Genomic DNA, 21496 nt, shown 5'->3' with positions numbered 1-21496 from the left:
CCGCCGCCTCGCTTACACGGCCCACGATGTGATTGCATCTTGTTGCTGCGTGTCGAAAGCACCTGGCTGAATAGCACAGACTTTTCAGCGCGCCCGTCATGCAAGCGCAACATCCAATTCTCGACGAAGATCTTCCACATCCTCCACCCCCACCGACAACCGGATCAGCCCATCACTGATGCCCAGCCGCTTGCGGTTGGCCGCCGGGACCGAGGCGTGGGTCATGATGGCGGGGTGTTCGATCAGGCTTTCGACGCCGCCGAGGGATTCGGCCAGTGCGAACAGTTCGCAGCGTTCGAGCATGCGACGGGCCTTTTTCAGGCCACCTTTCACTTCGATCGTGATGATGCCGCCGAAGCCGTCCATCTGGCGCTTGGCCAGGGCATGCTGCGGATGGCTCTTGAGGCCAGGGTAGATCACGCGCTCGACCGCCGGGTGCTTTTCCAGCCACTTCGCCAGCTCCAGCGCGCTTTCGCAGTGCGCCTTCATGCGCAGGTGCAGGGTCTTCAGGCCTCGCATGGCGAGGAATGAATCGAAAGGTCCGGCGACGGCGCCGACCGAGTTCTGCAGGAAGCCCATCTGCTCGGCGAGCTCCTTGCTGCCGGCAACCACGATGCCGCCGACCATGTCGGAATGCCCATTGAGGTACTTGGTGGCCGAATGCAGCACCAGGTCCGCGCCATACTCCAGCGGACGCTGGATCATTGGCGAGCAGAACGTGTTGTCCACCACCAGGATCAGGCCGTGCTTCTTGGCGAACGCGGCGACCTTGGCCAGGTCGACCAGCTTCAGCATCGGATTGGTCGGGGTCTCGGCCCAGATCATTCGCGTACTGGGTTTCAGCGCTGCCTTGAGCGCCTTGCCATCGTTGAGGTCGACGAAGCTGAAGTCCAGCCCGGCCGAACGCCGGCGCACTTTCTCAAACAGGCGGTAGGTGCCGCCATAGAGGTCGTCCATGGCAATCACGTGGCTGCCCGAATCGAGCAGGTCCAGCACGGTCGCCGCCGCGGCCAGGCCTGAGGCAAACGCAAAGCCGGCCACACCGCCTTCCAGGTCGGCCACGCAGCGCTCGTAGGCCATCCGCGTCGGGTTCTGTGTGCGCGAGTATTCGTAGCCCTTGTGCTTGCCCGGGCTCTCCTGCACGTATGTCGAGGTGGCATAGATGGGCGTCATGATGGCGCCGGTGCTGGGGTCGGGGTGTTGTCCGGCGTGGATCGCGCGGGTGCCCATGCCATGGACTTGCTTTGCGGCAGCTTTCATCGGCTTCCTCACAGCCCGCGTGGCGGGGTGCGTCTACGTTGTAAAGTCGCTCATCTTAGCCTTTACGCAGACACTTGCCGACCGTGCAGGAATTTGGCGTTCAGATAGTCCTGCGCAAAATGCGCCGTTAAACGCCGCGTTTTTTTGCCCTTGCGTCGTCGCCTGCATGGCCCTGCGCTTGGCCGCGGTGCCCGGAACGGGCATCATTTGCCGGCTGCCGGGCCATCGCATCGCCCGACCGTCCCCTGCCCTCTCATGGACGTACTTGATGAATCACTCCCCCGCAGGCGTCAAAACCCTTCTGGTCACCGGTGGCGCCGGCTTTATCGGCGCCAATTTCGTACTGCAGGCGGTGGCCGACGGGCTGCGCGTGGTGAACCTGGACAAACTGACCTACGCCGGCAACCCCGACACGCTGGCCTCGCTGGCCGGCCATGAGCGCCATGTGTTCGTGCACGGCGACATCGGCGACCGCGCACTGGTAGCCCGGTTGCTGGCCGAGCATCGCCCCGATGCCGTGGTCAACTTCGCCGCCGAGTCGCATGTGGACCGCTCGATCGATGGTCCGGCCGAGTTCGTGCAGACCAACGTGGTCGGCACGCTGGGCCTGCTGGAGAGCTCGCGCGACTACTGGCGCGGGCTCGAAGGCAGCGCCCGCGACGGATTCCGCTTCCTGCACGTGTCGACCGACGAGGTCTACGGTTCGCTCGGTGCCGAAGGCAAGTTCACCGAAACCACGCCTTACGCGCCGAACTCGCCTTACTCCGCGTCGAAGGCGGCATCCGACCACCTGGTGCGCGCGTTCCAGCACACGTACGGCCTACCCACGCTGACCACCAACTGCTCGAACAACTACGGGCCGTACCAGTTTCCGGAAAAACTCATCCCGCTGATCATCCAGAAGGCGCTGACCGGGGAACCGCTGCCGGTGTACGGCGACGGCCGGAACATCCGTGACTGGCTGTTCGTGGGCGACCACTGCGGCGCGATCCGCCGCGTGCTGGACGCTGGCCGCATCGGCGAGACCTACAACGTGGGCGGCAATGCCGAGCGCGAAAACATCGCCGTGGTGAAGGTGATTTGCGCGCTGCTTGATCAGCGTCAGCCGCTGACCGACGGGCGTCGGCGCGAGTCGCTGATCACCTACGTCAAGGATCGCCCCGGCCACGATCGCCGTTACGCGATCGATTCCAGCAAGCTGCAGGATGAGCTGGGCTGGCGGCCCACGCACACGTTTGAAACCGGCATCGCGCAGACGGTGGACTGGTATCTTGCCAACCAGCCATGGAGCCAGCGCGTGCTGGACGGCAGCTATCGGATGGAGCGCCTCGGCTCATGACGACACAGAAAGGCATCATCCTCGCCGGCGGTTCCGGCACCCGGCTGTATCCGATCACCCGCGCGGTCAGCAAGCAGCTGCTGCCAGTGTACGACAAGCCGATGATCTACTATCCGCTGGCCACGCTGATGCTGGCCGGCATCCGCGAAGTATTGATGATCAACACGCCGCACGAGCAGGAGATGTTCCAGCGCCTGCTGGGCGACGGCTCGCAGTGGGGCCTGGACATCCAGTACGCCGTGCAGCCCTCGCCTGACGGCTTGGCTCAGGCGTTCACCATCGGCCGCGATTTTGTCGGCGGCCAGCCCAGCTGCCTGGTGCTGGGCGACAACATCTTCTACGGCGTGGGCCTGACCGAGCGACTCAAGCGCGCTGCCTCGCGCGAACACGGCGCCACCGTATTCGGCTACTGGGTGAAGGACCCGGAACGCTATGGCGTGGCCGAGTTCGATGCCGCCGGACGGGTGATCGGGCTGGACGAAAAACCGGCTCAGCCGAAGTCGAACTACGCCGTCACCGGCCTGTATTTCTATGATGGCCGCGTCTGCGATTATGCCGCCTCGCTGAAACCTTCAGTGCGCGGCGAACTGGAAATCACCGACCTCAACCGTTGCTACCTCGACGACAACTCGCTGCACCTGGAACAACTCGGCCGCGGCTTTGCGTGGCTGGACACCGGTACGCACGATTCATTGATGGAGGCGGGAAACTATATCGAGACGATCGAAAACCGACAGGGGCTCAAGGTGTGTTGCCCGGAGGAGATCGCCTACGTCAACGGCTGGATCGACACCGAGCAGTTGCTCGCGCTGGCCGCGCCGCTGGCGAAGACCGGCTACGGCCAGTACCTGCAGCAGCTGACCCGGCAGGGCCACGTCCGATGAAAGTCATTGAGACCGCCCTGCCCGGTGCCTTGATCCTCGAACCGCAGGTGTTCGGCGATGCCCGCGGCTTCTTCTATGAGAGCTACAACGAGGCAAAGTACCGCGCGGCCGGTGTCGACCACCGCTTCGTGCAGTCCAACGTCTCGCGCTCGGCGCGCGGTGTGCTGCGCGGCCTGCATTACCAGTGGCCGAATCCGCAGGGCAAGCTGGTCAGCGTGCTTGAAGGCGAGGTGTATGACGTGGCCGTCGACATCCGCCGCGGCTCGCCCACGTTCGGGGAGTCGGTCGGTGTGATGCTGACCGCCGACAACCATCGCCACTTCTGGGTGCCGGAAGGTTTTGCCCACGGTTTCTGCGTGCTGTCCGAATTCGCCACGTTCACCTATCAGTGCACCGCGTTGTACGACGCGAAGGCCGATGCAGGCATTCGCTGGAATGACGCTGAGCTGGGCATCGACTGGCCGCTGAGCGATCCGCTGCTGTCGGACAAGGATGGCAGGACGCCGTTGCTGAAGGATGTCGCACCCGAGCGGCTGCCGGTCTTCGTGCCGTGAGAATCCTGCTGCTGGGCGCCAATGGCCAGCTGGGACGCACGTTTCTGGAGCACGCCGGACTGGCCACACGCGGCGAGCTGATTGCCGCCAGCCGCGATGGCGTGCTGTGGCATGGTGGTCATGGTGAAGTCGCCGACCTCGCCGACCCGGCCAGCCTGCCGGCATTGCTCGACCGCGTGCAGCCGCAGTTGATCATCAACGCCGCCGCCTATACCGCGGTCGATCGCGCGGAACAGGAAGAAGCGCTGGCCACCCGTGTCAATGGCGAAGCGGTTGGAGTGCTCGGCACCTGGGCGGCGGCACACGCTGCGCTGGTACTGCACTACTCGACCGATTACGTGTTCGACGGCAGCCAGTCACAGCCCTACGCCGTCGATGCACCCACCGGCCCGCTGGGTGCCTACGGCCGCAGCAAGCTGGCCGGCGAACAGGCGTTGCGCGGCAGCGGTGCCGATCACCTGACCTTTCGCACGGCGTGGGTGTATGCCGCGCACGGCCACAACTTTCTGCGCACCATGCTGCGCCTTGGCGCCGAGCGCGAGGAACTGCGCGTGGTCGCCGACCAACACGGCGCACCGACCGACACCGCGCTGATCGTCAACGCCAGCCTCGCTGCGCTCGATCGCTGGCAACTCGCCAGCGCCACGCAGCGTCGTGAACTCGTCGGCACGCATCACCTGGTTGCCAGCGGCGCCACCAGCTGGCACGGCTTCGCCAGCGCCATTTTCGAGCAGGCCACCGAACAAGGTCTGCTCGCGCGCGCGCCGCGGGTGGTCGCTATCGGCAGCGCCGAATTCCCCACCCCGGCCGTGCGCCCGGCCTGGTCATTGCTGGACAATCGCGACTTCCAGCAGCTATTCGATTTTCAGCTGCCCGACTGGCAACATGGCCTCCACGACGTGATGCACCGGCTCGCTACCGCCGCGCACTGAACCCAAGGACCCAGGCCCATGTTGATTCCCCTCATCCTCAGTGGCGGCAGCGGCACCCGGCTCTGGCCGGTATCACGCAAGAACCTGCCCAAACAATTCCTCGCGCTGGCCGGCAAGGGCACGCTGTTTCAGCAGACGCTCGCTCGCACCCGGCAGTTGCCGCAGGTGGCTGCACCGATCGTGGTGGCCAGCGAAGACCATCGTTTCCTCGCCGCCGAGCAGTTGCTCGAAGCCGGTGTCGGGGGCGCCACCATCGTGCTGGAGCCACTGGCGCGCAACACGGCACCGGCCATCGCCCTGGGTGCGCTGCAGGCGCTCGAACGCGATGCCGATGCGCTGTTGCTGGTGCTGCCTGCCGATCATCTGATCGGTGACACCGCGGCGTTTGTCGATGCGGTGAAACAGGCCATGCCACTGGCCGAACAAGGCTGGCTGGTGACATTCGGCGTGCGTCCGGACCGGGCGGAAACCGGCTTCGGCTACATCCGTCGCGCCGAAGCCATCGATGGCCACGGTTACCGGGTGGAACAGTTCGTCGAGAAGCCCGACCTGGCTACCGCCGAGTCGTACCTCGCCGATGGCGGCTACGACTGGAACTCGGGCATGTTCCTGTTCAAGGCCTCGCGTTATCTGGAGGAACTGCACGCCCACGCGCCGGCGATGCTCGCCGCCGTGCGCGATGCCCATGCGAAGGCGTCGGTCGATCTCGACTTCGTGCGCATCGACCACGATGCATTTGCGCAGGCAGCGGACAAGTCGATCGATTACGCGGTGATGGAGAAGACCACACGCGCCGCGGTGATTCCGGTCAGCTGCGTGTGGAGCGACATCGGTTCGTGGGCGGCGCTATGGCTGACCGGCGACCGGGATGCGCAAGGCAACGTGCGCGAAGGCGACACCATGGCGGTAGACACGCGCAACTCGTTGCTGCGCTCGCACGACCGCCACCTGCTCGCCACCGTCGGCGTGGACGACCTGATCGTGGTGACCACGGCCGATGCCACCCTGGTGGCACACCGCGATGCCGCCCAGGACGTCAAGAAGATCGTCGAACAGCTCAAGGCCGCCGGCCGTAGCGAGCATTCGCTGCATCGGGTGGTGCATCGGCCGTGGGGCAGCTACGACTCGCTGGAATCGGGCGAGCGTTTCCAAGTCAAGCGTATCGTGGTGAAGCCCGGTGCCAGCCTGAGCCTGCAGAAGCACCATCACCGCGCCGAACACTGGATCGTGGTCTCCGGCACCGCCGAGGTGACCTGCGACGACAAGGTGTTCCTGCTTGGCGAAAACCAGAGCACCTATATCCCGCTCGGCAGCAAGCATCGCTTGCGCAATCCGGGCAAGGTGGCGCTGGAGCTGATCGAGGTGCAGTCCGGCAGCTATCTGGGTGAGGACGACATCGTGCGCTTCGACGACGTCTACGGCCGCGCCTGACTTCGGCAGATTCGCGGGAGCGCACTATCCGCCGTGCACGTTTTCGCCGGCTGACCGGAAACGGCCGCTGGCATCCACGCCTCTTCGTCTCCCATCTCAAGCTCGCTGCGCGCACGCCGCCGCAGCGGGCTACGCCGCCAATCCGGTCTGCATGTAGCCGCTGCCTGCGCAGCAGTAAGCAGGCGTGGCTGCCCAGCGTTCCGCGAAACATCGGTCAGTCAAAGCGTGACCTCCTGCGCGCCGTCGCACTCCGCGGTCGTACCTGCAGCGCATGGCTGCGGCCTGACGCGATAACTCCGGGCCGATTCCGCGCAAACCCCGCCAACCGGTGGTCGCGCAGCCCCTCCGGCTTGCGACACCTACGGATAACCGTCACCCTGCCGATATTCTGCCTATGGATATCAGAAATCCACCTCGTACCTGCCGGTCAGCCCGCGGAGTCGATCGGGCCCCCGCCGCGGCGTATCTGTTCCCAGCGGGAGCTGTGTTGCCGTGAGCCACCCCTTTCCCAGCGGCGCCCATGCACGCGAGAACGCCCCTTCGCTGGCGTGGCTCGGCCGCTTGATCGATGCCACCACGCCCGATGAAGTAGGCGAGCTCATCGTGGAACTGGCCGAGGCTCAACCTGGCTGCAGCAAGGCAACCGTGCTGTGGACAGCTTCCGATGGCGGCTGTCTGCACAGCATTCCACCTGCCGCGCCCAGCGCCGATCGGCTGGCGCAAGCCCACGCTGCCCTGGCCGCCGCCGACGGCCTGCAGCTGTCGCCTGCCGATCCGAGCCATCTTGCCTTTTGCCTGTTGCAGCAGGAACGCGTGGTGCTGTTGGTGGCACTGGTTACCGGGGCGGACGCAAAAGCGTGGCTGACACTGGTTGAGCCTGGCTTGCAGTTGGCTGCCCGTCACCTGCATCACGCCATGAAACTGGCCGACCTGTACGACTCGCATAGCCAGCTGGAGCATTCCGAGAACCTGCAGAGCGCCCTGTTCGCGATTTCCGACCTGGCCAGTTCCGAGCTGGACATGCCAGAGATGCTGCAAAGCATCCACCGGATTGTCAGCACGCTGATGTATGGCGAGAACTTCTTCATCGTGAGGCATGACGCCGAGCGCCGCACGATGCGTTTCCTCTACTACGCCGACATCAAGGACCAGGATGTACCCGATACCACCCGGGAACTGCCGCTGGAGGATCGACAGCACACGCTGACCTGGCATCTGCTCACGAGCGGCATGCCGTTGATGGGCAATAACGAACAACTGCTGGAACAGGTGAACGGGCCGTTGATCCTGTCGGGGCCGGACAGCGATGACTGGCTCGGCGTACCGATATTGCGCGAAGGCCAGGTACATGGCGCGCTGGTGGTACAGAGTTACGACAAGGGCAACGTCTACTCACACGATGACCTGGCGCTGCTCGAGTTTGTCGGCAGCCACATCCTGACGGCACTGGAGCGCAAACAGAGCAAGGAGCGCCTGGAAGACAGCGTGCGCAAACGCACCCAGGAACTGGCCCAGGCCAATCACGACCTGCAGCACAACATCGTCGAACTGCAGCGCGCCGAACGGTTGCAGGCAGCACTGTTCCAGCTTGCCCAGCTGGCCACCGCCGACATCGACGAGAACGAGTTCTACAACCGCGTCCATACCGTCGTCGGCGCACTGCTCAATGCGGAGAACTTCTTCATCGCCTTGCTGGCGGACGATCACGAGACGCTGGAATTTCCCTACTTTGTGGATGGCACCGAGCGGTACAGGGACCGGCGAACACTTGGCCGTGGCCTGACCGAGTACGTGCTGCGCCGCGGCCAATCGCTGAGGGCTGGCCTGCCGGACATCATTGAGCTGGAAAGACAGGGTCAGGTTTCCTTGAAGGGCATGGGCAACCCCGCGCTGTGCTGGCTCGGTGTGCCGCTGATGGTGGGCGACGAAGTGACTGGCCTGGTGGCAGTGCAGAGCTACACCGAAGCAGTTGTCTACAGCATCGCCGACCAGGAATTGTTGAGCTTCGCCGCCCTGCAGATTGCCAACAGCATTCATCGGCGCCGCGCCGCCGCTTCACTGCATCAGGCCAACCTGCAACTGGAGCATCGGGTAGAAGAACGCACGCTGGAGCTGCGCCAGCAGATCGCGCAGCGCGAGCAGATCCAGCGTCAGCTCAAGCACCAGGTGATGCACGACTCGCTGACCGCGCTGCCCAACCGCGGCTTCCTGCGCGACCGCATCGAACGCGTACTGGCCCTGATTCAGCGCCATCCAGATCGCCGCTGTGCCCTGCTGTACCTCGATGTCGACCGCTTCAAGGTAATCAACGACAGCCTCGGACATCTGGCCGGCGACGCGTTCCTGAAAGCCATCGCCAGCCGCCTTCAGCGATGTGTGCGCGAGCCGGACATGGTGGCGCGACTGGCCGGCGATGAATTCGCCATCCTGCTGGAGGACATCGATTTCCCGGCCGCCGCCATCAACGTGGCCCAGCGCGTGCTGGCCACCCTGGGCATGCCGCTGAAGATCGCCGGCAAGGAGCTGGAACCTTCCGTCAGCGTAGGCATCGCCTGTGGCAATGCCCATTACGTGGATGCCGACGAGTTGCTGCGCGATGCCGACATCGCGCTGTACCGCGCGAAGGAACTGGGCCGCAAGCGCTACGTGGTATTCGACGAAACGCTGGCCAAGGGCATGGTCGACGTGCTGGCAATGGAAGGGGAATTGCGGCAGGCATTGCAGCACGACCAGTTCCAGCCGCATTTCCAGCCGATCTGCCGCCTCGGCGATGGCAGGATCGTGGGCTACGAGGCGCTGATCCGCTGGAATCACCCGCAGCACGGCCTGCTCAAGCCATGCGAATTCCTCAAGGTCGCCGAAGACAGCGGACTGATCGAAGCCATCGACTGGCGCATGTTCGAGCTCAGCTGCAGCCTGCTGTCACGGCACGGCGTGAAAGACACCTTCATGACGTTCAATGTCTCGGCACTGCACCTGCGCCATCCGGATTTCGACGCCCGCCTCATCCGCATGGTCGAAGCGATCGGATTGCCGCCCTCGCGGCTGGTCGCCGAAGTCACCGAGGGCGCGCTGCTGGACAATCCTGAAATCGTGCGCGCGACGCTGGACCGGCTGCGTCAAGTCGGTGTCGGTGCTGCGCTCGATGATTTCGGCACCGGTTACTCGTCACTCAGCTACCTGCATTCGCTGCCGCTGCGCATGCTGAAAATCGACAAGGCTTTCGTGCATGAACTCGACAAGGCCGGCAACACCAACAGCACGACGGTCGTGGCCGCCATCCTCGCCCTCGCCCACGCGCTGAATATCCAGGTGATCGCCGAAGGCATTGAAACCCAGGCCCAGCACGACGCGCTGATGGCGATGGGATGCGAGATGGGGCAAGGCTATCTGCTGGGTCACCCGGCACCCATCGAGTACTGGCTGGAGCCGCACTCGCAAACGGCTTGAGACAAACCGCCGCAGTTGCGGGGCCTATTCCACCGTCACCGACTTGGCCAGATTGCGCGGCTGGTCCACATCGGTACCGCGCAACACGGCGACGTGGTAAGCGAGCAGTTGCAGTGGCACGGTGAACACGGCGGGCGCGATGAAGGAGCCACCCGACTCCACCCGCAGCATCGCGCCGTGACCAGCCATGTCGTCCATGCCGGCGGCGCCATCGGCAAACACGATCAGACGGCCGCCGCGGGCGCGCACTTCCTGCAGGTTGGACTTCAACTTGTCCAGCAGCGGGCCGTTCGGCGCCACCGCGATTACCGGCATGTTCTCATCGACCAGGGCCAGCGGACCGTGCTTGAGTTCGCCGGCCGGATAGGCCTCGGCGTGGATGTAGGAGATTTCCTTGAGCTTCAGCGCGCCTTCCAGCGCGACCGGGTATTGCACGCCGCGGCCGAGGAACAGCGCGTGCTGGCGATGGATGAATTCGCCGGCCAGCTCGACGATCGCCGGCTCCAGCTTCAAGGCGTTCTCGATCGCACGCGGCAGATGTTGCAGATCGGCACAGAGGGTGGCGTAGCGTTGCGGGTCGAGCCCGTTGCGGCGCGCCAACTCCAGCGCCAGCAGGGCCAGGCCGGCGAGCTGGGTGGTGAAGGCCTTGGTCGACGCCACGCCAATCTCCGGACCGGCACGGGTCATCAGCTTGAGATCGGCCTCACGCACCAGCGACGACTCGGGCGAGTTGCAGATGACCAGTGTGCCGAGGTAGCCGCGCCGGCGCGACTCGCGCAGCGCGGCCAGCGTGTCGGCGGTTTCGCCGGACTGCGAGATGGCGACGAACAACGTGTTGGCCGGTACCACGGCGGCGCGATAGCGGTACTCGCTGGCCACTTCCACGCTGACTGGCAGGCGCGCGTATTCCTCGATCCAGTATTTGGCGACCAGGCCGGCGTGATAGCTGGTGCCGCAGGCAATGATGTGCAGGCCGCGCGTGCCTTGCAGCAGCGTATCGCTGTCGATGCCGAAGATGTTCGGCAGCACGCCATGCGGGCCAATGCGCGCCTCCAGCGTGTCGGCCACCGCGCGCGGCTGCTCGAAGATTTCCTTCTGCATGTAGTGGCGGTACTCGCCGCGCTCCACCGCATCGGTGGACAACTCGCTCTCGTGCAAGGCGCGTTCGACCGGCTGCCCGTCCAGGCCGTACACCTGCACGCTGTCGCGGGTGATCTCGACCACGTCGCCCTCATCGAGATACAGCATCTTGTTCGTTACCTGGATCAGCGCCTGCGCATCCGAGCCGAGGAAGTTCTCACCGATACCGATGCCCACGAGCAGCGGCGCACCACGGCGCGCGCCAACCACGCGGCCGGGCTCGTCACGGCTGATCACGGCGATGGCATAGGCGCCTTCCAGTGCGCGCACGGTGGCCAGCACCGCGTCGCGCAGGTTCGCGCCATGGCTGATGCGCTGGTCGATCAGCGCGGCCATGACCTCGGTATCGGTTTCGGAGGTGAATACGTGGCCGCCCGCCTGCAGGTCGCTGCGCAGGCTGGCGTAATTCTCGATGATGCCGTTGTGCACGATGGCGACGCGGCCGGCGATGTGCGGATGCGCGTTGGCCTCGTTGGGCACGCCATGCGTGGCCCAGCGCGTATGGGCAATGCCGGTGCCGCCGGGGAACGGGTTGGCGAGATACAGCGCTTCCATCTCGCGCACCTTGCCCTTGGCCCGCACGCGCTGGATGGTGCCGTGATCGAGCACGGCCACGCCGGACGAGTCATAGCCGCGATATTCCAGCGCTTTCAGGCCTGCAATCAGCAATGGCGCCACATCGCGCTGGGCAGCGGCAGCAACAATTCCGCACATCGGCAAAGCTTCCCTTGATGAATGCGGAGCCTGGTGGAGGCTCCGTCACTTCGGCCATTCTGAGGCGGCCGCATTACTGCAAACTTTCGTGACATGGACCGGCTGCCGCTGCGACGCGAACAACCGGAGGAACTGCTTAGTTCACCTTGCGCCGCAGATAGTTCAACAGGTCGATGCGGGTGATCAGGCCGAGGAACTGCTCGCCGTCGACCACGATGGCCACGTGGCCCCGCTCGAACACCGGCAGCAGCGCCTCGATCGTCTCGCCAACCTGGAGCTTCTGCAAGCTGGTCATCATGGCGGTGGAAACCGGGTCGCGGAAACGCGTTTCATCGGCATGCACGTGCATCAGCACATCCGACTCGTCGACGATGCCGACCAGCTTGTGGCCGTCCATCACCGGCAACTGCGACACGTCGTACAGCTTCATGCGGGTATAGGCCGTGATCAGCAATTCTTTCGGGCCGATCACCACGGTGTCGCGCTGGGCGAACGGACGCAGCAACAGGTCGCGCAGATCACCGTGCTGTTCGCGTTCGAGGAAACCGTTGTCGAGCATCCAGTAGTCGTTGTACAGCTTGGACAGGTACTTGTTGCCGGTGTCGCAGACCAGGGTGACCACGCGTTTCGGCGTAGTCTGTTCGCGGCAGTAACGCAGCGCCGCGGCGACCAGGGTACCGGTGGACGAACCGCCCAGGATGCCCTCCTTCGCCAGCAGCTCGCGCGCGGTGAGGAAGCTTTCCTTGTCGGGGATCGCGTAGGCCTTCTTCACCCGGGTGAAGTCGCTGATGCTGGGCAGGAAATCCTCGCCGATGCCTTCGACCATCCAGCTGGCCGACTTGGTCGAGAGCGTGCCCTCGTTGATGTACTGCGCCAGGATCGAGCCGACCGGATCAGCCAGAACCAGTTCGGTCTGCGGCGAATGTTCGGCGAAGAACTTCGACAGGCCGCTGAGCGTGCCGGACGAGCCGCAGCCGACCACGATCGCGTCGACCTTGCCGTCCATCTGCTCGAGGATTTCCGGCCCGGTGGTGGCGATGTGCGCGGCCGGGTTGTCCGGGTTGCCGAACTGGTTGATGAAGTAGGCGCCCGGCGTTTCGCGCGCAATGCGCTCGGCCATGTCCTGGTAATACTCCGGATGGCCCTTGGCCACATCCGAGCGCGTCAGCACCACTTCGGCGCCCATCGCCTTGAGGTTGAAGATCTTCTCGCGGCTCATCTTGTCCGGCACCACCAGGATCAGGCGGTAGCCTTTCTGCTGAGCGACCAGCGCCAGGCCCAGGCCAGTGTTGCCGGCGGTGCCTTCGACCAGAATGTCGCCCGGGCGGATGCGGCCATCTTTCTCGGCGCCCTCGATCATCGACAGACCGATGCGGTCCTTGATCGAGCCGCCGGGGTTGGCGCTCTCGAGCTTGAGGAACAGTTCGCACGGCCCGGTATCCAGACGCTGCGCGCGCACCATCGGGGTACGTCCAATCAGTTCGAGGACACTCTGGTGGACCGTCATGGGGGCTCCGTTGCAGGGGACGCCAGTGGTGTGACGCATCCAACCGGCAGGATCGCCATGATAACCGAGCCGCTCCGCACTCACCGGAAACGCGGCGGCCCCGGCACTCTTCCGACAATGCGGAAAAGCCCGGGGCCGCGCTTCACGCGAAATCGCAGACTCAGTGGATGAGGTGCACCCGATCTGCCCACATGCGTTCGAGTCGCGCCTTGGCCAGCAGTTTCTCCTTCTTCATGCCGGCGAGGGTGACATCGTCGATGGGAAGCACGCCGATATCGGCGTCGTGTACCTTGCTGTCGAGTTGCCTGTGATGCTGGTAGAGCCGACGAAATTCCGCATCCGCCTTCATCAATGCCTCGACATCATCACGCTGCTGGTTTTCAAACATGATCCGACCTCCTCGAGAGTGGACTGGCGGACACCGTGACAGGAGGTGTCCGCAGACGATTGAACACATGCGCACAGGCACGACCCACGCCGGTTGTCGGAACGCGGGTAGAGCGGCGAGCGTGGGATGGGCGCATGGTTCAGGTCAGTAACCCACAAGGCATGGGTGCCTCGTGGGACTTTGACCCTACTCCCCCGATCCGGGGGGTGCAAGCCTGCGATGTGGCCTTCACGATGACCGTCACGCTTTGACAAATAACCTGTCAAAACAGTATTTTACGTTTACGTAACCGAAAGCGTGGCAACCCTCGCCAACCGCCGCCGACGGATCGTCAGCGGCTCGTTCCAGACGTGAAGCCGGGACGCTTCAGGGGTGGCCGGGATGCTTCTTGGCGGGATTTTTTGGCGCAACCGGTGCCGTCTCGGCAGGGTTGCCGTCCTGCATCTGCGAACGCATCGCCTTAGCTGCCTGCGCCGCCAGTGTGGCCTCGCGGCGAGCCGCCTTGGCTACCTTGCTCTGGGCCGCTGCCAGCTTCTTCGCCTGCTCGGCCTCGGCGCGCGCCTGGTCGGCCGCCTGTGAGTATTCCTGCCCCTGCTGCTGCAGACGCGCGGTCTCTTCCTGTGCCAGCTGGTATTGCAGACGCTGGCGCTCCAGTTCGCGGCGCGCCATTTCGGCATCGCGGCGGCTGTTGTCGAGCAGGATCTGGTCGTGTTCGCGATCGAGCTGGGTCAGCTTGAGCTGGGCGTCCTGCAGCTGCGCGGCAGCCTTGGCCAGATCCACACGCCTTTCCGCCAGATACAGGTCATGTGCGCGTTCGCGTGAACCTGCCTGTGCCAGCCGGTTGATGGCATCGCGCGCGCGCGCCTGCTCGGCCTGCGCATAGCTACCCAGGCCGGGGTCGTTGGCGAGCTGGTCGAGACTGCTGTTCAACCGGCTGATGTCGATATCGTCCTGACGGGCATGCACTGACCCCGCAGCGATCAGGGCCAATCCGACCGAGGCGACGGTGAGGGTGAATCGCTTCATGGCTGCACCTCCTGAATGCTGGAGCTGGAGGCCGGTTGCTGGCCGTTGTCGGGCAGGGTCTGGAAGCCGGCACCCGGCAGGGGCGCAGACAACTCGGACGAGTCCGGTGCGGGCATGTCTTCGGTGGGGGCTGAGCTGGGAGCTACTGCTGCCGCCGGTGCCGGCTCGGCGGCGGCAGCCTGTTCGCCCTGGGCGCGCAGGCGCGTGTTGTCCTGCACCTTGCTCTGGATCTGCGCGCGTGCCGCACCCAGCCGGGCCTTGGCCCGCGCCAGTTCGGCATCGGCGCGCGACTCCTCGGCCAGGTTGGCCGCGTCGGCATACTTGCGCGCGGCCATCGCTGTCTGAGCCTGCTGGAACTTGTCCTGCGCGAAGCCCAGGTCGACCGGCGCATAATCCGCCGCGCCGGCATCGCGCGCCGCCTGCAATTGCGTCTGCGCCAGATTCATCGAATCATCAGGCGGGGGTACCGTGGCGCAGCCGGTCAGCGCCAGCGTCAGTACCAGGACAGCCGTTGCCGTGCGAATGCGGCCAACGGATCCGGCCAGCGGGGAAAAGATGTGCATCACATTCCTCATGGTGTGTCGCGACGTATTGTGGGCAGGCATAATCCATCATTGCAACGCGCATAGAAACAGGGGTCATTCGTGGACATCGGTTACTTCCTCAAGCTTATGGTAGACAAGGGCGCGTCGGACATGTTCCTGACCACCGGCGCCCCGGTGAACATCAAGGTCGAGGGCAAGCTGTATCCACTGGGCAATACCGGCCTGCCTGGCGGCATGGTCAAGAAGATCGCCTACTCGCTGATGGACGAGGGCCAGGTGCCGCAGTTCGAGCGCAACCTGGAACTGAACATGGCGCTGGCGGTGAAGGAAGCCGGCCGTTTCCGCATCAACGTGTTCAAGCAGCGCGGCGAAGTGGGCATGGTGATCCGCGCGATCAAGAGCGAGATCCCCAGCATCGACCAGCTGCAGCTGCCCGGCATTTTCCGTGACCTGATCATGGAGCCGCGCGGGCTGATCCTGGTGGTCGGCGCCACTGGCTCGGGCAAATCGACCACGCTGGCGGCGATGATCGACCAGCGCAACTCGCATACCCCCGGCCACATCCTCACCATCGAGGATCCGATCGAATACCTGCACCGGCACAAGAAATCCATCGTCAACCAGCGCGAGGTGGGGCTGGATACCCACAGCTACCACGAGGCGCTGAAGAACGCGATGCGCGAGGCGCCGGACGTGATCATGATCGGCGAGATCCGCGACACCGACACGATGGAGGCGGCGATCGCGTTCTCCGAAACCGGCCATCTGTGCCTGGCCACGCTGCACTCGAACAACTCCGACCAGACCTTGGAGCGCATCCTCAATTTCTTCCCCGAATCGGCGCACAAGAACGTGCTGATGAACCTGGCCCTGAACCTGCGCGCGGTGATCAGCCAGCGCCTGGTGGTGGGCAAGGACGGTCGGCGCATTCCGGCGGCGGAAGTGCTGCTCAACACGCCGCTGATCCGCGACATGATCCGCCGCGGCCAGATCCACGAGATCAAGGAAGCGATGGACCGCAGCCTGCAGGAAGGCATGCAGACGTTCGACCAGTCGCTGTACCGCCTCTACAAGGAGGGTCGTGTGGAGCTGGAGGAAGCGCTCAGCAAGTCCGATTCGCGCGACGGCCTTGCGCTGAAGATCCGGCTGGCCGAAGGTGGCAGCAGCGACCAGGAACTGGTCGGCAACGATCCATACGGCATGGGTTTCTAAAACTCGCGGCTACCAGGCGCTCTACAACCACTTCCCCTGCAGAGTGACAAATAGTCGGGCTGGCCGATTTGCACGGCGACAACCGCCTGAAGGTCGAGAATCGGGGATGGCCTGAATGCAGGCAGCCCAAAGGGCCGGATGAGGGGCATTCTCGCGAAAGACTTTTCTCAGACTGCCGCCGGCGCATCCGGCTGTGCTTCCGGCGCCGCCTGCCGGAACGCCTCCAGCTCGTTGCACGCCTGATAGATCCGCCACACGGTCGGATAGTCGTCCAGCGGCAATTTCCAGCGCAGCGCGTTGTAGACCTGCGGCACCAGACAGGCATCGGCCATGCTCGGCGTCTCGCCGTGGCAATAGCGACCCGTCGCGGCATTGTCGACCAGCATCGCCTCGATCGCCTGGAAACCCAGCGCTATCCAGTGCCGCGACCATTCGGCACGTTGCGCCTCATCGGCACCGAACTGCGATTCCAGCTGTTGCAGCACGCGCAGATTGCCCAGAGGGTGGATATCGCTGATCACCATCATGACCAGCGCGCGGACCTGCGCGCGCCCGCGTGCGTCGACCGGCAGCAAGGCCGTCTCCAGCTCCGGATGCATTTCGTCGAGATATTCCATGATCGCCAGCGACTGGGTGATCACCCGGTCACCATCGAGCAGACAGGGAACCATGCCCTGCGGATTGAGCGCGCGGTAATCCGGCGCATGCTGCTCGCCGCCGCCGCGCACCAGGTGCACTGGCCGCGTCTCGTAGCTCAAGCCCTTCAAATTCAGCGCGATGCGCACGCGATACGCGGCACTGGAACGCCAGTAGCCGTAGAGCACCAACCCGCTAGCCATGAGCCACTCCCCCTGCACGGATAGGCGCAGTTTTACCACAATGTGACCTCTGCACACTGGTGGCTGGCATGCCGCCTTCCGGCGCAGGAGCAGCCGGATCGCGTTTGCATCGGCACCCGGTGCGCCGGACAATAGGCGGTTGCCGCCCAACCGGGCCGATCCCAAACCCCACACCGGAGCTCCGCCGTGTCAGTCATCCGCATGAGTGACCTCGATTTGCGCGATCAGCGCGTGCTGATCCGCGAAGACCTGAACGTGCCGATCGACGACCACGGCCAGATCACCTCGACCCAGCGTCTCGGTGCCGCCCTGCCGACGATCAGGGCCGCCCGCGACGCCGGCGCACGCGTGCTGGTGCTGTCGCATCTGGGCCGACCGAAGGAAGGCCAGTTCGACGCCGAGTCCTCGCTGGCACCGGTCGCCGCCTGGCTGCGCGAGCAGCTCGGCACGCCGGTACGGTTGGTGGCCGACTATCTCGACGGTGTCGAAGTCGCTGCCGGTGAAGTGGTGTTGCTGGAAAATTGCCGGATGAATGTCGGCGAAGGCAAGGACGACGAGACGCTGGCAAAGAAGTATGCCGCGCTGTGCGACATCTTCGTGATGGACGCTTTCGGCACCGCGCACCGCGCACAAGCCTCGACCCATGGCGTGATCAAGTTCGCCCCGATCGCTGCGGCCGGTCCGCTGCTGTGCGCGGAACTCGACGCGCTGGGCAAGGCACTGGAGCATCCGGCACATCCGCTGCTGGCGATCGTCGCCGGCTCCAAGGTGTCGACCAAGCTGACCCTGCTAGACAACCTGATCGGCAAGGTCGACCAGCTGATCGTCGGCGGCGGCATCGCCAACACCTTCATCGCCGCGATGGGCCACTCGGTTGGCAACTCGCTGTACGAGCCCGACCTGATCGACGCGGCGAAAAAGGTACTGGCCGATGCGAAGCGCCGCGGCGCCGCGGTGCCGATGCCGGTCGACGTGGTGGTGGCGCCGGCGTTCTCCGCGCAGGCTCCGGCGACGGTGAAACCGGTCGACCAGGTCAACGACGGCGAGATGATCCTCGACATCGGACCGCGCACCGCCGAACTCTATGCCGGACTGATTGCCAAGGCCGGAACGGTAGTGTGGAACGGTCCCGTCGGCGTGTTCGAGTTCGACGCGTTCGGCAAGGGTACCGAGACGCTGGCTCATGCGATCGCCGAGTCGAATGCGTTCTCGATTGCCGGCGGCGGCGACACGCTGGCCGCGGTCGACAAGTACGGCATCGCCGACAAGGTGTCGTATATCTCCACCGGCGGCGGTGCCTTCCTTGAATTCCTCGAAGGCAAGGAACTGCCGGCAGTCACCGCGCTGAAGGCACGAGCCGCGAAGTAATGCTCTGCCTGTTCGACCTCGACGGTACCCTGATCGATTCCGAGCACGGCATCACCGCGTGCGTGAAACATGCGCTGGCACGGCTGGATGTTCCCGCGCCGGCGCATGAAGAACTGCGTGGCTGGATCGGCCCCCCGCTGCGGCACAGCTTCGCGCCGCTGCTGGATCACGACGCCGCGCGAATCGAGGCCGCCGTGGAGTACTACCACGAGCGCTTCAACACGCACGGCTGGCGCGAGCATGAGATCTATCCGGGCATCGAAGCGCTCATCGAACAGCTGCTCGGTGCCGGCCACCAACTGGCGGTGGTGACCAGCAAGCCGCACCGGCACGCCGCGCCAATCATCGCCCACCTGCCGTTCGGCGAGGCATTCCTGCGCCTGTACGGCCCGCATCCTGACAGCCCGCACAGCGAGAAGGCCTCGATGATCGCCGAGGCACTGGCTGACTTCGATTGCAAACCGGACGATGCGGTGATGATCGGCGATCGCCACTTCGACATCGACGGCGCGGTGGCCAATCAGGTTCGCGGTTTCGGAGTGCTGTGGGGCTTCGGCAGCCGCACGGAACTGGAGCTGTCTGGTGCCCACGCCATCGCCGCGACGCCGGACGAATTGGCCACATTGCTGCTCACCTGAATTCAATGTCTCGCATAAAAAAGCCGCGGCATGGCCGCGGCCTTTTTATCTGTCGAGGATGCTCAGCGGATAACGCGTTTCACCGCGTCGACCACGTGGGCGACGGTGAAACCGAAGTGCTCGAACAGTTGCGGCGCCGGAGCCGAAGCACCGAACGTCGTCATGCCGACGACTTCGCCGTCCAGACCCACGTATTTGCGCCAGAAGTCGGCAGTGGCGGCTTCCACCGCCACGCGAGCACGGCACCAACCGGGTAGCACGCCTTCACGGTATTCCAGCGGTTGTGCATCGAACACCTCGGTGCATGGCATCGACACTACGCGCACGGCCACGCCCTGCTGCGCCAGCGCGCGCATCGCCTCCATCGCCAGCTCCACTTCCGAGCCGGTGGCAATCAGGATCGCCTGGAACTTCGTATCCAGCGGATCGGACAACACGTAGCCGCCGCGCATGATGTCGGCGACCTGCTGCTCGCTGCGCTGCTGATGCTTGAGGTTCTGCCGCGAGAAGATCAGGCACGACGGCGCGCCCTTGCGCTCGATCGCCGCCTTCCACGATGCGGCCGATTCCACCGCATCGCACGGACGCCACAGCTGGTTGTTCGGGATGTAGCGCAGGCTGGCCATGTGCTCGACCGGCTGGTGGGTCGGGCCGTCCTCGCCCAGGCCGATCGAATCGTGGGTGTAGACGTGAATCGCGTGCGCCGGGATCAGCGCGCTCATGCGCACCGCGTTGCGTGCGTAATCGGAGAACACCAGGAAGGTGGCGTCGTACGGAATGAAGCCACCGTGCAGCGCGAGACCATTAGCGATCGCGGTCATGCCGAACTCGCGCACGCCGTAGTAGACGTAGTTGCCCTTGCCGTCCGCACTGTTGCCGGTGGCAGCATCAAGGCTGCCCTTCCACTTGGTCAAATTGGAACCGGCCAGGTCGGCCGAGCCGCCGATCAGTTCCGGCAACAGCGGGCCGAATGCATCCAGGCTCATCTGCGAAGCCTTGCGCGAGGCGACTTCCGGACCTTCGGCCTGCAGCTTCGCAATATACGCCTGCGACTTCGCGGCCCAGTTGGCCGGCAGTTCGCCGGCGAGGCGACGCTTGAATTCGCTGGCCAGTTCCGGATGCGCAGCAGCGTATTTCGCGAATGCATCGTTCCAGACCTGCTCGTGTTCGGCACCGGCCTTTTTATGATCCCAAGCGGCGTAGATCTCGGCAGGAATCTCGAACGGTGCATGGTTCCAGCCCAGCTGCGCGCGGGCTGCGGCGATCTCTTCCTTGCCCAGCGGCGCACCGTGGCTCTCTTCCTTGCCCTGCTTGTGTGGCGCACCGAAACCGATGATGGTCTTGGCACAGATCAGCGTCGGTTTGTCGCTCTGCGCGGTAGCGGCGGCAATCGCCTTCTTCACCGCCTCGGCGTCATGGCCGTCCACACCGCGGATCACATTCCAGCCGTACGCCTCGAAGCGCGCCGGGGTGTTGTCGGTGAACCAGCCGTGCACTTCGCCGTCGATCGAGATGCCGTTGTCGTCGTAGATCGCCACCAGCTTGCCGAGCTGCCAGGTGCCGGCCAGCGAGGCGACTTCGTGCGAAATGCCTTCCATCAGGCAGCCGTCGCCGAGGAACACGTAGGTATGGTGATCGACGATGTCATGCCCGGCGCGGTTGAAATGTGCCGCCAGCACCTTCTCCGCCAGCGCGAAGCCGACCGCATTGGCCAGGCCCTGGCCGAGCGGACCAGTGGTGGTTTCCACGCCTGGGGTTTCGCTGGCTTCGGGATGGCCGGCGGTCTTCGAGTGCAGCTGGCGGAAGTGCTTGAGTTGATCCATCGGCAGGTCGAACCCGGTCAGGTGCAGCAGCGCGTACTGCAGCATCGATCCGTGGCCGTTGGAGAGTACGAAACGATCGCGGTTGGCCCACTTGGGATTGGCCGGATTGAACTGCAGGAAGTCGTTCCACAGCACCTCGGCGATGTCGGCCATGCCCATCGGCATGCCCGGATGACCGGACTTGGCTGCCTCCACGGCGTCCATGGCGAGGGCGCGCACGGCGTTGGCAAGTTCGCGGCGGGTGGTCATCGGGCAGTCTCCGGAGGGTGCAAAAGCGCCCATTGTCGCCGATAAGCCAGCCCGCTGTCGCTCGCGGCGCCGGGATTAATAACTGCTTAACACCAGCCCATCCGGTTCAGCGAGCTTCAGCATCGCCCCGCTAGTAATACGCCCCGCAGAGCCATCCCCAGGCGCTGCCCGACCGCATGCATCGTCCCCACGATCGA

At 64.7% G+C, this 21496-nt stretch carries 17 protein-coding genes; 9 read left to right on the top strand and 8 right to left on the bottom strand.

What is annotated here, in order from left to right:
* Window positions 1-96: 96 nt before the first annotated feature.
* Window positions 97-1260: a trans-sulfuration enzyme family protein gene (locus EAH75_RS09550; RefSeq protein ID WP_140805268.1), complete on the bottom strand. Its 1164-nt coding sequence runs from the start codon at window positions 1258-1260 to the stop codon at window positions 97-99.
* Window positions 1261-1528: 268 nt separating this feature from the next.
* On the opposite strand from EAH75_RS09550, the gene rfbB reads away from it, so the two are divergent.
* The 6 genes from rfbB to EAH75_RS09520 all read left to right on the top strand — a co-directional run bounded on the left by rfbB (window position 1529) and on the right by EAH75_RS09520 (window position 9850).
* A complete protein-coding gene (gene rfbB, locus EAH75_RS09545; protein WP_140805266.1) occupies window positions 1529-2599 on the top strand; it encodes a dTDP-glucose 4,6-dehydratase in 1071 nt (356 codons plus the stop codon).
* The gene (gene rfbA, locus EAH75_RS09540; protein ID WP_140805264.1) at window positions 2596-3483 is read left to right on the top strand and encodes a glucose-1-phosphate thymidylyltransferase RfbA; all 888 of its coding nucleotides are present in this window, start codon (window positions 2596-2598) and stop codon (window positions 3481-3483) included. The genes rfbB and rfbA overlap by 4 nt, the downstream gene beginning before the upstream one ends.
* A complete protein-coding gene (gene rfbC, locus EAH75_RS09535) occupies window positions 3480-4037 on the top strand; it encodes a dTDP-4-dehydrorhamnose 3,5-epimerase (protein ID WP_140805262.1) in 558 nt (185 codons plus the stop codon). Before rfbA ends, rfbC begins: the two co-directional genes overlap by 4 nt.
* Window positions 4034-4969, top strand: coding sequence for a dTDP-4-dehydrorhamnose reductase (gene rfbD / locus EAH75_RS09530; protein WP_140805260.1), 936 nt, complete (start codon window positions 4034-4036; stop codon window positions 4967-4969). Before rfbC ends, rfbD begins: the two co-directional genes overlap by 4 nt.
* 18 nt (window positions 4970-4987) lie before the next feature.
* Window positions 4988-6400 carry a mannose-1-phosphate guanylyltransferase/mannose-6-phosphate isomerase gene (locus EAH75_RS09525; RefSeq protein WP_140805258.1) on the top strand — a complete coding sequence of 471 codons (1413 nt, stop codon included), beginning with the start codon at window positions 4988-4990 and terminating at the stop codon, window positions 6398-6400.
* 492 nt (window positions 6401-6892) lie between these two features.
* Window positions 6893-9850 (top strand): bifunctional diguanylate cyclase/phosphodiesterase, encoded by a 2958-nt coding sequence (locus tag EAH75_RS09520; RefSeq protein ID WP_140805256.1) that lies wholly within the window; start codon window positions 6893-6895, stop codon window positions 9848-9850.
* Between the two features lie 24 nt (window positions 9851-9874).
* Here EAH75_RS09520 and glmS read toward each other — a convergent pair whose 3' ends face one another.
* The 5 genes from glmS to EAH75_RS09495 form a co-directional block, all read right to left on the bottom strand.
* Entirely contained in the window at window positions 9875-11704 is a 1830-nt protein-coding gene (glmS, locus tag EAH75_RS09515) for a glutamine--fructose-6-phosphate transaminase (isomerizing) (RefSeq protein ID WP_140805254.1), read from the bottom strand.
* A 136-nt stretch (window positions 11705-11840) separates the two neighbouring features.
* Window positions 11841-13211 (bottom strand): pyridoxal-phosphate dependent enzyme, encoded by a 1371-nt coding sequence (locus EAH75_RS09510; protein ID WP_140648391.1) that lies wholly within the window; start codon window positions 13209-13211, stop codon window positions 11841-11843.
* 160 nt (window positions 13212-13371) lie between these two features.
* Window positions 13372-13599, bottom strand: a complete 228-nt coding sequence (locus tag EAH75_RS09505; RefSeq protein WP_140648390.1) for a YdcH family protein — start codon at window positions 13597-13599, stop codon at window positions 13372-13374.
* Window positions 13600-13965: 366 nt separating this feature from the next.
* Window positions 13966-14625, bottom strand: a complete 660-nt coding sequence (locus EAH75_RS09500) for a hypothetical protein (protein WP_140648389.1) — start codon at window positions 14623-14625, stop codon at window positions 13966-13968.
* Window positions 14622-15188, bottom strand: coding sequence for a DUF4398 domain-containing protein (locus EAH75_RS09495; protein ID WP_140648388.1), 567 nt, complete (start codon window positions 15186-15188; stop codon window positions 14622-14624). The genes EAH75_RS09500 and EAH75_RS09495 overlap by 4 nt, the downstream gene beginning before the upstream one ends.
* Window positions 15189-15269: 81 nt before the next feature.
* Here EAH75_RS09495 and EAH75_RS09490 point away from each other — a divergent pair, with 81 nt between their 5' ends.
* Window positions 15270-16382 (top strand): PilT/PilU family type 4a pilus ATPase, encoded by a 1113-nt coding sequence (locus EAH75_RS09490; RefSeq protein ID WP_170212207.1) that lies wholly within the window; start codon window positions 15270-15272, stop codon window positions 16380-16382.
* Between the two features lie 167 nt (window positions 16383-16549).
* On the opposite strand, the gene maiA is transcribed toward EAH75_RS09490, so the two are convergent.
* Complete coding sequence (gene maiA / locus EAH75_RS09485) at window positions 16550-17221, bottom strand: maleylacetoacetate isomerase (RefSeq protein ID WP_140805252.1); 672 nt, start codon at window positions 17219-17221, stop codon at window positions 16550-16552.
* A 186-nt stretch (window positions 17222-17407) separates the two neighbouring features.
* On the opposite strand from maiA, the gene EAH75_RS09480 reads away from it, so the two are divergent.
* Both EAH75_RS09480 and EAH75_RS09475 read left to right on the top strand, forming a co-directional pair.
* On the top strand, window positions 17408-18589 hold the full coding sequence (locus EAH75_RS09480) for a phosphoglycerate kinase (protein WP_140648386.1): 1182 nt from the start codon (window positions 17408-17410) through the stop codon (window positions 18587-18589).
* Complete coding sequence (locus EAH75_RS09475) at window positions 18589-19227, top strand: HAD hydrolase-like protein (RefSeq protein WP_140805250.1); 639 nt, start codon at window positions 18589-18591, stop codon at window positions 19225-19227. Before EAH75_RS09480 ends, EAH75_RS09475 begins: the two co-directional genes overlap by 1 nt.
* A gap of 62 nt (window positions 19228-19289) precedes the next feature.
* Here EAH75_RS09475 and tkt read toward each other — a convergent pair whose 3' ends face one another.
* On the bottom strand, window positions 19290-21299 hold the full coding sequence (gene tkt / locus EAH75_RS09470) for a transketolase (RefSeq protein WP_140805248.1): 2010 nt from the start codon (window positions 21297-21299) through the stop codon (window positions 19290-19292).
* Window positions 21300-21496: the final 197 nt, after the last annotated feature.

The organism is Rhodanobacter glycinis (genome assembly GCF_006438785.1).
GTDB lineage: Bacteria > Pseudomonadota > Gammaproteobacteria > Xanthomonadales > Rhodanobacteraceae > Rhodanobacter > Rhodanobacter glycinis_A.
Note: the sequence above shows the minus strand (reverse complement) of the source record. Positions and strands in the feature narration are given on the sequence as shown.